This window comes from Thauera sp. AutoDN2, assembly GCF_051280715.1.
Classification (GTDB): domain Bacteria; phylum Pseudomonadota; class Gammaproteobacteria; order Burkholderiales; family Rhodocyclaceae; genus Thauera.
In genome coordinates, this window is record NZ_JBNCAR010000010.1 from 14,728 (window position 1) to 27,824 (window position 13,097).

11 protein-coding genes are annotated in these 13,097 nt (G+C 68.3%); 1 reads left to right on the forward strand and 10 read right to left on the reverse strand.

Annotation, left to right across the window (positions count from 1 at the left end):
• Window positions 1–291: 291 nt before the first annotated feature.
• The gene (locus ACPT9U_RS07825) at window positions 292–1,632 is read left to right on the forward strand and encodes a sodium-dependent transporter (RefSeq protein ID WP_435750487.1); all 1,341 of its coding nucleotides are present in this window, start codon (window positions 292–294) and stop codon (window positions 1,630–1,632) included.
• Between the two features lie 46 nt (window positions 1,633–1,678).
• Here ACPT9U_RS07825 and ACPT9U_RS07830 read toward each other — a convergent pair whose 3' ends face one another.
• The 10 genes from ACPT9U_RS07830 to rpe form a co-directional block, all read right to left on the reverse strand.
• Window positions 1,679–2,137 carry an Lrp/AsnC family transcriptional regulator gene (locus tag ACPT9U_RS07830; RefSeq protein ID WP_418365146.1) on the reverse strand — a complete coding sequence of 153 codons (459 nt, stop codon included), beginning with the start codon at window positions 2,135–2,137 and terminating at the stop codon, window positions 1,679–1,681.
• A 7-nt stretch (window positions 2,138–2,144) separates the two neighbouring features.
• Window positions 2,145–2,489 carry an FKBP-type peptidyl-prolyl cis-trans isomerase gene (locus tag ACPT9U_RS07835; protein ID WP_435750488.1) on the reverse strand — a complete coding sequence of 115 codons (345 nt, stop codon included), beginning with the start codon at window positions 2,487–2,489 and terminating at the stop codon, window positions 2,145–2,147.
• Between the two features lie 66 nt (window positions 2,490–2,555).
• Entirely contained in the window at window positions 2,556–3,101 is a 546-nt protein-coding gene (msrA, locus tag ACPT9U_RS07840) for a peptide-methionine (S)-S-oxide reductase MsrA (RefSeq protein WP_435750489.1), read from the reverse strand.
• A 104-nt stretch (window positions 3,102–3,205) separates the two neighbouring features.
• Window positions 3,206–7,375, reverse strand: a complete 4,170-nt coding sequence (locus ACPT9U_RS07845; protein ID WP_435750490.1) for a translocation/assembly module TamB domain-containing protein — start codon at window positions 7,373–7,375, stop codon at window positions 3,206–3,208.
• 9 nt (window positions 7,376–7,384) lie between these two features.
• Complete coding sequence (gene trpC, locus ACPT9U_RS07850) at window positions 7,385–8,185, reverse strand: indole-3-glycerol phosphate synthase TrpC (protein WP_435750491.1); 801 nt, start codon at window positions 8,183–8,185, stop codon at window positions 7,385–7,387.
• Complete coding sequence (gene trpD, locus ACPT9U_RS07855) at window positions 8,182–9,225, reverse strand: anthranilate phosphoribosyltransferase (protein ID WP_418365151.1); 1,044 nt, start codon at window positions 9,223–9,225, stop codon at window positions 8,182–8,184. The genes trpC and trpD overlap by 4 nt, the downstream gene beginning before the upstream one ends.
• Before the next feature lie 20 nt (window positions 9,226–9,245).
• The gene (locus ACPT9U_RS07860) at window positions 9,246–9,833 is read right to left on the reverse strand and encodes an aminodeoxychorismate/anthranilate synthase component II (protein ID WP_418365236.1); all 588 of its coding nucleotides are present in this window, start codon (window positions 9,831–9,833) and stop codon (window positions 9,246–9,248) included.
• 82 nt (window positions 9,834–9,915) lie between these two features.
• A complete protein-coding gene (trpE, locus tag ACPT9U_RS07865) occupies window positions 9,916–11,388 on the reverse strand; it encodes an anthranilate synthase component I (RefSeq protein ID WP_435750492.1) in 1,473 nt (490 codons plus the stop codon).
• Between the two features lie 298 nt (window positions 11,389–11,686).
• Entirely contained in the window at window positions 11,687–12,361 is a 675-nt protein-coding gene (locus ACPT9U_RS07870; protein ID WP_418365153.1) for a phosphoglycolate phosphatase, read from the reverse strand.
• Window positions 12,358–13,053, reverse strand: a complete 696-nt coding sequence (rpe, locus tag ACPT9U_RS07875) for a ribulose-phosphate 3-epimerase (protein WP_418365154.1) — start codon at window positions 13,051–13,053, stop codon at window positions 12,358–12,360. The genes ACPT9U_RS07870 and rpe overlap by 4 nt, the downstream gene beginning before the upstream one ends.
• Window positions 13,054–13,097 lie beyond the last annotated feature (44 nt).

A 13,097-nucleotide genomic window follows, 5' to 3' on the forward strand; every position in this document is an offset into this window, starting at 1 on the left:
AAGAAAAACTATTCCACCCATCACACTTACTATTCGCCGCGTCCGACTACGGCCACCCCGCCAGCGGGCATGAAAAAAAGTACAAGGGCCATCTGGTTCGCAACCAGCTCACGTCTGCACCGCACAAACGGCAAGGGCGCGTCTACACTGCGGCCTTTTTTGCCCTCCGCGCCACGAGCGCCGACATGAATGAGGAGACTACCGTGATCCAATCCGCCACTTCCGGCCACGTGCGCCACCCCGCACGCCCCTTGGTGCGCCCTGCGCCGACCGCACGCAAGGAGTGCTGACATGAGCGCCACCACGCACGCCCAATGGTCGTCGCGGATGGGCTTCGTGCTCGCCGCCACCGGTTCCGCCGTCGGCCTCGGCAACATCTGGAAATTTCCCTACATGGTCGGGCAGAGCGGCGGCGCCGCCTTCGTCCTCGTTTACCTGCTGTGCATTGCACTGATCGGCGTGCCCATCCTGGTGTCGGAATGGATGATCGGCCGCCGCGGCCAGAAGAACCCGATCAACACCATGGCGCAGCTCGCGCAGCAGCACGGGCACACGCGCAACTGGGCGGTGGTCGGCATCGTCGGCGTGCTCGCAGCCTTCCTGATCCTGTCCTTCTACTCGGTGATCGGCGGCTGGACGTTGGCCTACATCCGCGACGCCGCCACCGGCAGCTTCACCGGCCTGGACAAGGGTAGCGTTGGCGCGATCTTCGAAGGCTTCCTGGCCAGCCCCGCCGAGCTGCTGAGCTGGCACACCGTGTTCATGCTGCTCACCGTGATCATCGTGGCGATGGGCGTGTCGTCCGGCCTGGAGCGGGGCAGCAAGATCCTGATGCCGGCGCTGGCGCTGATCCTGGTTGTTATGGTCGGTTACGGCATGACGACTGGCGCGTTCGGCCAGGCCGTCGCCTATCTGTTCAACCCCGACTGGAGCAGGCTTGACGGCTCGGTGCTGCTCGCCGCGCTCGGACACGCCTTCTTCACCCTTTCGCTGGGCATGGGGATCATGATGGCCTACGGCTCCTACCTGGGCGAGGACGTGAATCTGCTGCGTACCGCGCGCACCGTGGTGATCATGGATACCGTGTTCGCGCTCTGCGCCGGCCTGGCGATCTTCCCGATCGTGTTCGCCAATGGCCTGGACCCCGCGGCCGGCCCCGGCCTGGTGTTCGTCACACTGCCGCTGGCCTTCGGCAACATGGGCGGTGGCCTGGTGCTGGGCAGCCTGTTCTTCCTGCTGCTGACCTTCGCCGCGCTGACCTCGTCGATCTCGCTACTGGAGCCGGTGGTCGAACTGCTCGAAGAGCGCACGCCAATGAATCGCGTCACCGCCACCGTAGTGGCCGGCGTGACGATCTGGGCGCTGGGCATCGCCGCGCTGCTGTCGTTCAACATCTGGGGTGACGTCAAGCTGTTCGGGCTCAACATCTTCGACCTGCTCGACTACGTCACCAGCAAGTTCATGCTGCCGCTGGCGGGCCTGGGCGCGATCGTGTTCGCGGCGTGGAAACTCGAGCAGGCGAGCGTGAAGCGCGAACTGCGCCTCGGTGACACAGGTTTCGCGTTGTGGACGGTGCTGGCGCGCTACGTAGCGCCGCTGGGCGTGCTCTACGTGTTCTGGAACAACCTGTAAGACCTCGCGCCTCACGGCGCGATCGAAGGAAACGGCCCTGCCCGCCTCACAGCGGCAGGGCCGTTTCGTTCTTGATCTCGCGCAGCGCCACCGCCGAGTGGGTGACGTCGATCTCGGGGATCTTGAGCAGGAAGTCGTGCATGAAGACCGAAAGCGCCTCAAGGTTCGGCAGGTAGAGCTTGAGCAGGCAGTCGGTCTCGCCGAGCAGCTCGTAGCACTCGACCACCTCTTCGCAGGCCTTCACCACCTTCTCGAAGCGTTCGAGCACGTCGGCACTGTGCTGCTTCAGCTTGACCCTGACCCAGACGCAAGTGCCCAAGCCCACCTTCTGCCGGTCGACGAGCGCGACGTAGCCGCGGATCACACCCGCCTCCTCCATGTCGCGCACCCGCCGCCAGCACGGGGTGGGCGACATGCCGACCTTGTCGGCCAGCGCCTGGGTGCTCAGCGTGGAATCCTTCTGCAGCAAGGTCAGGATGTGGCGCTGCGCCGGGTCAAGTTTCATGGCGGGCTCAGAGCACCTTGAGCAGTTCGACCTCGAACACCAGGGTGGCGTTGGGCGGGATGACGCCGCCGGCGCCGCGCGCGCCATAGCCGAGCTCGGGCGGGATGGTGAGCTTGCGCTTGCCGCCTTCCTGCATGCCCTGCACGCCCTCGTCCCAGCCGCGGATCACGTGGCCGGCACCGAGCGGAAAGGCGAACGGGTCGTTGCGGTCCTTGCTCGAGTCGAACTTGCGCCCGTCCGTGAGCCAGCCGGTGTAATGCACCGAGACCATGCGGCCCGCAACGGCAGTGTCGCCGGTGCCGACTTCAAGTTCTTCGATGACGAGGCCGCTGGGGGTGGTCTGCTGGGTCATACCGTTCTCCTGTCTTGGGTGGAAGCGCGCATTCTACCCGCTGTACCACAGCCGCAGCGGCGGCGATCAGCCGGCGAAGCGCATGCGGTACTTGGCAACCTTGGGCGCGACGACATACTGACAGTAGGGCTGATGACTGTTGTTGGCGTAGTAGTCGTGATGCTCGGGCTCCGCCGCCCAGAACATCGGCGCGGGCAGCACCTGCGTGACGATGGGCGCGGGAAACGCGCGCTCGCGGGTCAGCTCATCGATCAGGGCAAGCGCGCTGTCGCGCTGCGCATCGCGGGTGGTGAAGATCACCGAGCGGTACTGCGGACCGACGTCGTTGCCCTGGCGGTCGGGCGTGGTGGGGTCGTGGATGGTGAAGAAGATCTCGAGCAGGCACCTGTAGCTCACCACCGACGGATCGAAGTCGATCTTCACCACTTCGGCGTGGCCGCTGGTGCCGGTGCACACCTGGCGATAGCCGGGATCATCGACGTGGCCGCCACAGTAGCCGGGCACCACTTCCTCCACGCCATCGACGAGGTCGAAGACGGCTTCGAGGCACCAGAAGCAGCCACCGCCAAGGATGGCGGATTCCGTTGCTGCGTGTGATGTTTGCAGGCTCATCGGGTTCTCCTTGATCGTGTTGCCCCTTGGGAGCCGGCCAACGCACGAATGTTCCCGCCCGACTGCACCTCGCGCGGCTCCATGCGGAGCGAGCCGACAGGCCTTCAGCGGAACGAGAAGCCGTACTGCAGGTCGAGGGCCGTGTCAGTGCCACCGCGCGCGATCACCGACATGCGGCGCGAGAGCTGGTAGGTGAGCTTGACCAGGGTCGCCGCACCGCCCAGGCTCTGCTCGAAGGACAGGAACAGGTCCGGGCCGAGGCGCTTGCCCAGGCTCAGCACCTGTCCCGCCACCGAGGGGCCGCTGGCCACCGTCGACCCGCTCCCGACCACCCGGCTCGAGGCAGCACGGCTGGTGCTGTTGAGCTCGCCCTGGCCAAAGGAGAAGGAATCGAAGCCGAGGCTGCGCGACAGTTCCTCGGTCATGCCGCCGCCCGGACCGCCGAGTAAGCCGGCCGCCGCCGGCAGCAGCAGGCCGAGATCGGCGCCCGAGCCGGCGTCCGGTGCGCGCCCGAGCACGATCCACGACAGCTTGGCGGGGTCGGGCACGTTGGGCTCGGACACGAGGCGGATCTGCGGGCGCTTTGCGCTGCCGGTGACAGACACGCCCGCCTCCACCTCCAGGCCCTTGCGCAGCGCAACGATGTTGAGACCCGGCGCATCCAGCGGTCCCTGAAAGTTGATCAGGCCGCGCTCGATGGTGAGGTTCTGCCCGTAACCTCGAAAGCCGCCGCCTACCGTAGAGATCGTGCCCACCGCCGACAGCGGCCGCCCCGGTTGCAGGCGGATGCGCAGGTCACCCGCAAGCCGGGTCTCCAGTCCCATTGCCGACAGGTAGAGCGCATCGCCCAATCCCACGCGCACGTCGGCATCCACCGTGAAGGCACCGCCGCCCTCGGCCGGGGCTTCGCCCTTAAGCACGATCACGTCATCCGACAGGCTGGGCGGCAGCGATTCGGCGAACTCGATGTAGCCGGCGTCCGCACGGAAGCCGGCGTCGAGCACCAGCGAGGTCCAGGTGCTGCGCGCACTGCCCTCACCCGAGACCAGCATCCAGCGATCATCGCGCTGCAGCAGCGGCAGACGGTCGGCATCGAAGCGGAAGTTGCCTGCGCCACTGGCAAGCACCACCTCGCCGCGCGCCGTGAAGCGTCCCGGCGTGGCGGTGAGCCGCTCGAAGGGAATGCGGTTCTCCGGCGGGCGCACACGGTTGTCGGAGACGAACTCGAGCCGCTCCAGGCGCACGCGCTCGTCGTCGAAGTCGAGATCGAGCTCGCCGCCGGCGAGGATCAGGCCCTGATCGATGAGGGTGAAGGCGAGCTCGCGGCCCTCGACGCGCCCGCTCGCGCTCGGCGCCTCGAGCGTACCGCCAAGGGTGAACTCACCGGCGATGCGGCCGGCGGTCTCGACATTCTCACGCGCCAGGCGGCCGAGCCAGGTGATCGAGGGCATATCCAGCCGGGCAGCACCGCTCAGCGCGGTCGCGGGCGGCACGCTCCACATGCCGTCGGCGTCGCGTCGTGCACGCAAACCGGCCTCGGCCTGCACGCTGCCGAACTCGCGCCCGCGTGCATCGAGCGTCACGCGCAGCCGGTCGCCTTGCGCACGCAACACGGCCTCGAGCCCCTCCAGCCCGAGCCGGGTGCGGATCTCGCCTTCGACGCTGAGATCACCGGACTCGCGGAACACGCGCGCCTCGCCTTCGAGCGTCCTCCCGACCGCCAGATCCCACTTCGCGCCGAGCGTGAGCGGGTCGGCGTTGCGGCGCGGGCGGCCGTCCGCGCGCGGCGGGCGCAGGTCGAGCACCAGCCCGGCCAGCTCGCCACGCAGCACGCTGCGCGTGGGCGACCAGGTGGTTTCCTGAAGGCGGATGCGGCCCTTCTGCCCCGCGTCGATATTCGCTGCACCGAGGCTGACGCGGTCGGCAGCCAGGGACAACGGTGCCGGGGCAATCAGCCTGGCCGCAAAGCGCCCGGCGGTCTCGAGCGCGGCCAGCTCTCCGCGCCAGCGCGGCGCATCGCCCTCGAGCACGCCTCCCTGGAGCACGAGGCGCAGGGTGTCGGCGACCTCGTCCTGCTCCGGCGTCTGCGCGCTGAGTTCGAACCTGTGCTGCGCACGCGAGCCCTCGGCCGCGACTTGCGCGCCCGCCAGCCAGTCGGGCTGCGCCTTGCCGTTCGCGCCGGGGCTCGCGGGGCCGAGCCCGGACAGGCCCAGCGCGAGCGCGAAGGGTCCGTCGATGCCGCGCTCGAGGCGGACGCTGCCGTTGACGCCGTCCAGCGCCACGTCGCCGGGCAACACCAGCTTCTCGCCGAAGAACTGCAGCTGGCCGTTGGGCGCCTCGACCGTCCCGCCCACCTGCCCTTCGGCACCCAGCCTGCCGGCGAGCTCGAGGCCGAGCGCCTTGCCGAGCCGGGACAGCGCCGGCGCATCGAGGCGCAGCGAGAGCGTGTCCGCCGCCCCCCCGAGTGCCCCTTGGGCGGCCAGCGTGTTGCCCGCCGCGTCGAGACGCACGCGCAGTTCGGGCAAGCGCTCGCCCTGCAGCCGCACCCGGCCCTCGCCGCTCAGCGGCAAGCCCTCGAGCACGCTGTCCGGGATCGTGAAATCGAGCGCGGCGACCTTCGGCAGGCCTTCGGCGGGCAGCTCGGCCTCGGCCACGAGATCCAGATCGAGGCGCGCCCTGGGCGCCCCGGGCAGCACGGCGCGCGGATCGAAGCCACGGATACGGGCATCCACCCGGGCGAGGCGCAGCGCCGGGAGCGTCGCCGCCTGGCCCGGCGTCTGGCCAGTCTCCGCGGCCTCGTCGTTCGTCTGCCCGGCTGACGGCCCGCTTGCCGCGAGCGCCTCGAGCGCGGCCTCGGCGTCGATGCGCGCGGCGCCCACGTCGAGGCCGATCCGCGCGCTCTGGCGGTCAGCATCGGCCTCGGCATCGACGCGGCCGGCGACGATCTGGCGCGGCAGCCGGGTATCAAGCGCCTGCGTGTCGATGCCGGCCAGGGCCAGCGCCGCGACCACCCGGCCAAAACCGTTCGGATCATCCCCATCGCTCGGCGGCGCCCAGGCGAGGCTGCCGTCGATACGCCCCTCGCCGGGCAGGCGGATGGCGAGCGCGTCGAGCGCGATCCGACCGACGCGCCAGTCGAGCACACCTTCGAAATGCTGCAGCGGAATGCCCCCCGCGTCGGCCGCCGCCGGGAGGCGGTTGTCGAGGCGAAGCGGGCCGGTAAGCAGGCCTTCGCCGTCGGCGGGCGCCGCGAGCTCGGCCACGAGCCTCAAGGCAGCCGTGGGTGCACCGTCGACGAAGGCGGCCGGGTCGAGTTCGCCCGCTTCGAGGAGCAGGCGGCGCAGGGGATTCGGCGCGAAGCTCTCGGCCGCAGCCTCGAGTCGCACCTGCAGGCCGTCGGAGCTCGCTTCGGCGCGCAGTTGCGGCTCGAGCAAGGAGTTGCCGAGCGTGACCGCCACCGACAGCGGTCGCGACTCGATGACGCCCTCGAAGCCACCCTCGCCTTCCAGCTTGAAGGGTGAGGCGCCGGCCAATGCCAGCGCCAGCCTCGCCCTGCCCTGCGGCACATCGACGACGAGCTCGCGCAGGTGGTGCAGCCTGCCATCGCTGTCGAGCGCAGCCTCGAGCCTGGTGAAGATCAGCCCCTGCTCGGCCGCCACCTCGGTGGTCGCCTCCGCAGCCTGGGCGGGGTCGGAGGCCGCGTCGGCGGCGCGTTCCAGGGTTTCGGCGGCCTGCTCGAGCACACCCTCAGGCGCGCCGGGCGCGGGCAATTCGTGCATCGCGAACGCGCCGATGGCGAGGCGCGCGATCTCGACCGCGAGCGGGATCTCGAGCGAGCCCGGCGGCTGTGGCGGCGGCGGAGACGCAGGCTCATCTTCGGCGACGACCTGGCCCAGATCAACGCGCGCGACGCTCAGCACGTCGACCTGCAGCCGGCGCGACAACAGCGCCGAGGGCTGCCAGGCGAGCGTAAAGTCCCTCAGCCCGAGCTCAAGCGCCGGCGAGCGATAGTCGAGCCGCTCGATGTCCAGGCGGCCGAGCACACGGCCGCGCGCGCCCTGCACCTGCAGCGCGCCAGCGGTGACGCGCTGCGCCAGCGCGATCGCTGCGTCCAGGCCCGACTGCGTACCCAGCAGCCACGCCGCAGCACCGATCACGAGCGCAACAGGCAGCGCCAAGACCCAGCCCAGCGCCTTCAGCACGCTACGGCCACGCGACCGCACCGGGCTCGGGCTGGTCGCGGGCTGTGCGGGATTCGCTGCGTCGTCGCCCATGGGCGTCCGTCAGCCGCCGAACAAGGCCTGCAACTCCAGACCCGGGTCGGGCGCGCGCATGAAGGCTTCGCCGACGAGGAATGTATGCACGTCGTGGCTGCGCATCAACGCGACGTCCTGCGGCTGCAGGATGCCCGACTCGGTGACCACGACGCGCCCGCCTGGGCCGCTGGCGATGCGCGGCAGCAGGTCGAGCGTGGCCTGCAGCGAGACCTCGAAGCTGCGCAGGTTGCGGTTGTTGATACCGATCAGCGGCGTCTGCAGCTGCAGGGCCTGGTCGAGCTCGGCGCCATCATGCACCTCGACCAGCACCGCCATGCCGAGCGCGATCGCGAGCTGCTCCATGTCGCGCATCTGCGCGAGATCGAGGCAGGCCGCGATGAGCAGGATGGCGTCGGCACCCATCGCCCGGGCCTCGAACACCTGGTAGGGATCGATCATGAAGTCCTTGCGCAGCACCGGCAGCCTGCACGCAGCGCGGGCTTGCTGCAAGTAGGCGGGGTCACCCTGGAAGAACTGGCGGTCGGTAAGCACCGACAGGCAGGCGGCGCCAGCGCGCTCGTACGCGGCGGCGATCTCGGCGGGGTGGAAGTCGGCGCGGATGACACCCTTGGACGGACTGGCCTTCTTGATCTCGGCGATGACCGCAGGGCGGCCGGCCGCATGCTTCGCGCGGATCGCGGCGACGAAATCGCGCGCCGGCGCCGCCGCCTCCGCCTGCGCACGCAGCGCGGGCTGGGGCAGCTCGGCGCGCGCGGCGGCGACCTCCTGCTCCTTGACGGCACAGATCTTCTGCAGGATGTCGCTCATTTGCCGCTCCGGAACTGCTGGGTGAAGCGCACGAACGCGTCGAGCCTGGCCCTCGCGGCGCCGCTCTCGATGGTCTCGCGAGCACGCAGGATGCCGGCGCCGATGGTATCCACCAGGTTGGCGGTGTACAGCGCCACGCCGGCGTTGAAGACGACGATCTCGCGTGCAGGCCCGGTCTGGTTGTCGAGCACGCCCAGCAGCACCGCGCGCGACTCTGCGGCGTCCTCGACGCGCAGGTTGCGGCTGCCCGCCATGGCGAGGCCGAAATCCTCGGGGTGAATCTCGTACTCGGTGACCTTGTTGTCCTTGAGCTCGCCGACCAGCGTGGTACCGCCGAGGCTGACCTCGTCCATGCCGTCCAGGCCATGCACCACCAATACGTGGTTGGCGCCAAGGCGCTGCATGACGCGCGCCTGGATGCCGACGAGGTCGGGGTGGAACACACCCATCAAGGTATTGGGGGCACTGGCCGGATTGGTTAGCGGGCCCAGGATGTTGAAGATCGTGCGCACGCCCATCTCGCGCCGCACCGGAGCGACGTTCTTCATCGCCGCGTGATGCGCCGGGGCATACATGAAGCCGATGCCGGTCGCCTCGATGCACTCGGCGATCTGCTGCGGCGTGAGGTCCAGGTTGACGCCGAGCGCCTCGAGCACGTCGGCCGCGCCCGATTTGGACGAAACGCTGCGCCCGCCGTGTTTGGCCACACGCGCACCGGCCGCGGCAGCAACGAAGATGGTGGCCGTGGAGATGTTGAAGGTGTGCGCGCCATCCCCCCCCGTCCCGACCACGTCCAGGAAGTGATCGTGCGGCGGCTGCACGACGACCTTGGTCGACAGCTCGCGCATCACGGTGGCCGCGGCGGTGATCTCGCCGATGGTTTCCTTCTTGACCCGCAGCCCGGTGAGGATGGCCGCGGTCATCAGCGGCGAGATCTCGCCGGCCATGATCTGTCGCATCAGCGACAGCATCTCGTCGTAGAAGATCTCGCGGTGCTCGATCGTGCGTTGCAGGGCTTGCTGGGCAGTAATCGTGGTCATGATGGTCTCGCAGCGAGGTCTCAGGCGGCGGCCGGCAGGCGTGCGCCGCGGTCGAGGAAGTTCTTCAGCAGCGCGTGTCCGCACTCGGTGAGGATGGATTCGGGGTGGAACTGCACACCCTCGATGTCGAGTGTCCTGTGGCGCACACCCATGATCTCATCGTCGTCGGTCCAGGCGGTCACTTCCAGACAGTCGGGCAGCGTCGAGCGTTCAATCGCAAGGGAGTGATAGCGCGTGCAGGTCAGCGGATTGGGCAGGCCGCGGAACACGCCGGCATCCTTGTGATGCACGGGTGAGGTCTTGCCGTGCATCAGCTTCTGCGCGTGCACGATGCGCCCGCCGAAGGCGGCACCGATGCTCTGGTGGCCAAGGCACACGCCAAGGATGGGGAGCTTGCCGGCGAAGGCCTTGATGGCCGGAACCGAGATGCCGGCCTCGGCCGGCGAGCATGGCCCGGGCGAAATGACGAGGTGATCCGGCGCGAGGCGCTCGATCTGTTCAAGGGTGATCTCGTCGTTGCGGAACACCTTCACCCTGGCGCCCAGTTCGCCGAAATACTGCACGAGGTTGTAGGTGAAGCTGTCGTAGTTGTCGATCATCAGCAGCATGGTCTTCCCTTCGCGAAGGCCGGCGGAGTGGGCCGGCTTCGTCAGCATTCAGGTTACACAGGCGCGGGGCGCGCCAGAGCACTCAGGCCCGGGTGTCCAGCCCGCCTTCGGCCATCTCGGCGGCGCGCAGCATTGCACGCGCCTTGCTCTGCGTTTCCTGCCATTCGGCTTCGGGGTCGGAGTCGGCGACGATGCCCGCGCCAGCCTGGACGTGGATCTGCCCGTCCTTGACGACCGCGGTACGGATCGCGATCGCGATGTCCATGTCGCCATGAAAGCCGAGATAGCCAACCGAACCCGCATAGATGCCGCGCTTGACCGGCTCCAGTTCATCGATGATCTCCATCGCCCGCACCTTCGGCGCGCCCGACACGGTCCCGGCGGGGAAGGTGGCGCGCAGCACGGCGAGCGCATCGAGCCCCTCCTTGAGCTTGCCCTCGACATTGGAGACGATGTGCATCACGTGCGAGTAGCGCTCGATGGTGAAGCGCTCGGTGACCTTGACCGAGCCGATCTCGGATACGCGCCCGGCGTCGTTGCGGCCAAGGTCGAGCAACTGCACGTGCTCGGCAATTTCCTTCTGGTCGGCGAGCAACTCCTTTTCCAGCGCGAGATCCTCGGCCACCGTGGCGCCGCGCTTGCGCGTGCCGGCGATCGGGCGCACGGTGACGACGTCGTCCTCAAGCCGGGTCAGGATCTCGGGCGAGGCGCCGACGACGTGGAAGTCCTCGAAGTTGAAATAGAACATGTAGGGCGAAGGATTGAGCGAGCGGATGGCGCGGTACAGCGCCATCGGACTGGCGGCGTAGGGCTTGCTCATGCGCTGCGACAACACGACCTGCATCACGTCGCCGTCGACGATGTACTGCTTGGCGCGGCGCACCGCGTCCTTGAAGCCTTCTTCGCCGAAGCTCGACACCGCGGGCGCGGACTCGGCTCGGATCTCCTCGGGAATCTGCACCGGCGCCCGCAACCGGGCGAGCAACTCGCGCAGACGCTTCTGGGCGCGCTTGTACGCACTGGGCACCTCCGGCTCTGCGTACACGACGAGCGTGAGCTTGCCGCTGAGGTTGTCGACGATGGCGACCTCCTCGGACAGCAGCAGCAGGATGTCGGGAGTGCCCAGCGTATCGGTCTTCTCGGTCTTCGCCAGCTTGGGCTCGATGTAGCGCACCGTGTCGTAGCCGAAGCAGCCCACGAGCCCGCCAGCGAAGCGCGGCAAATGCTCGCGTGGCGGCACCTTGATGCGGTTCATGAACTCGGCGACGAAGTTGAGCGGATCGCCGTAGTCGCGGCGCTCGACCAGGCGGTTGCCGGTGAGCAGCAGCGCCGAGCGGCCATAGACCTCGATGCGCGTGGGCGACGAGAGCCCGATGAAGGAGTAACGGCCGAAACGCTCCCCTCCCTGCACCGACTCGAGCAGGTAGGTGTAGGGCTCGTTGGCGAGCTTCAGGTAGATGGAGAGCGGGGTATCGAGATCGGCGAAGGTCTCGAGGGTGAGCGGAATGCGGTTGTAGCCCTCGGCGGCGAGGGCGTTGAACTCGTGTTCGAGCATGGGGGCTCCACGTGGATCGTTTGAATCGGAAGGGCTTGCAGCAGGCGGGGCAGGGATGCGGCGGATGCGCCGCAGACCCCGCGGTGGGAGGTCGCGTTCAGTGGCCCAGAGGCCAACGCCAGCCACCGTTCCAGACCGGCTGGACGGAGGGCGAGGCGGCGATGAAGCGATCCCGGGTTGCGAGCATCACGATGTCGATCTTGAGTGGATATGAACGATTGCGCGAGAGAACTGCGTTGGAAAACCGGGCGAAAGATCCGCGCGAGAATCCTGCCGACGACTGCAGAGCGTTGGTTCGCTATGCACAGGCGATATGATCCAACACTTCGAGTGCGTTCGATAGTAGCCCATCGCATTCTATGGTGTCCACCGGCATGCCCTCGCTGTATCCGTAGCGCACCAGCAGCACCGGCATGCCCGCGCTGCGGGCGGCGAATGCGTCATTGGCCGAGTCGCCGATCATCAGTGCGCGCGGTGCCTCCACCCGCATCCGCTCGCAGGCCAGATGCAGTACAGCCGGATCGGGCTTCTTCACCGCAAGCGTGTCACCGCTCACCACGGTATCGAAGAAATGCGCGATCTCCATGCGTGCGAGCAGCGGCAGCGTGAAAGCCTCCGCCTTGTTGGTCACCACCGCCAGCGGCAGGCCTCGTGTGCGCAAGGCGCCCAGCAACTCGACGACGCCCGGGTAGATACGGGTGCGAGCACCATTGACGAGGGCGTAATGGCGGCGGAACACCGTCACTGCAGTCGCGATCTCCTCCTCGCGCGCATGACTGCCCTCCGTCATGCAGCGATGCACGAGGTTGGGAATACCCTTGCCGACGAAGCTGTGGATTTCGTCCTGACTACGGACCGGGCGACCGAGCTCAACCAGCATCCGGTTGGCGGCATCGGTGAGATCGGCGATAGTGTCGAGCAGGGTGCCATCGAGGTCGAACAGCACGGCCTGCGGGGCAAAGCGTGCGCTCATGCAGCCACCCGGGCAAGCTCGCTGCGCAAGGCACCGATGATCGAGTCGTAGCGGTGGGGGTCGCCCTCCTTGCCCGCGCCGAATACCGCGGAGCCGGCGACGAAGGTGTCGGCGCCCGCACGCGCGATGTCGGCGATGTTCTCGGTCTTCACCCCGCCGTCGATCTCGAGCAGGATGCGGCGCCCGGTACGTGCCTCGTAGGCATCGAGCCTCGCTCGCGCCGCTTGCAGCTTGACCAGGGTCTCGGGAATGAACTTCTGGCCGCCAAAACCGGGGTTGACGCTCATCAGCAGCACCACGTCGATCTTGTCCATGACGTGGTCCATCCAGGCCAGCGGCGTGGCGGGATTGAACACCAGCCCGGCCTGGCAGCCCGAGTCGCGGATCAGGCCGAGCGAGCGGTCGATGTGCTCGGAGGCCTCGGGGTGGAAGGTGATGATGCTGGCACCGGCCTTGGCGAAATCGGGAATGATGCGGTCAACCGGCTTCACCATCAGGTGCACATCGATCGGCGCGGTGGTGTGGGGACGGATCGCCTCGCACACCAGCGGGCCGATGGTGAGGTTGGGGACGTAATGGTTGTCCATCACGTCGAAGTGGATCCAGTCGGCGCCGGAGGCGATCACGTTGCGCACTTCCTCGCCGAGGCGGGCGAAGTCGGCGGACAGCAGGCTGGGGGCGATGCGGTACATGGCGGTCTCCGGAGGCAGGGGGTCAGTCCGGATTCTAACCGCAG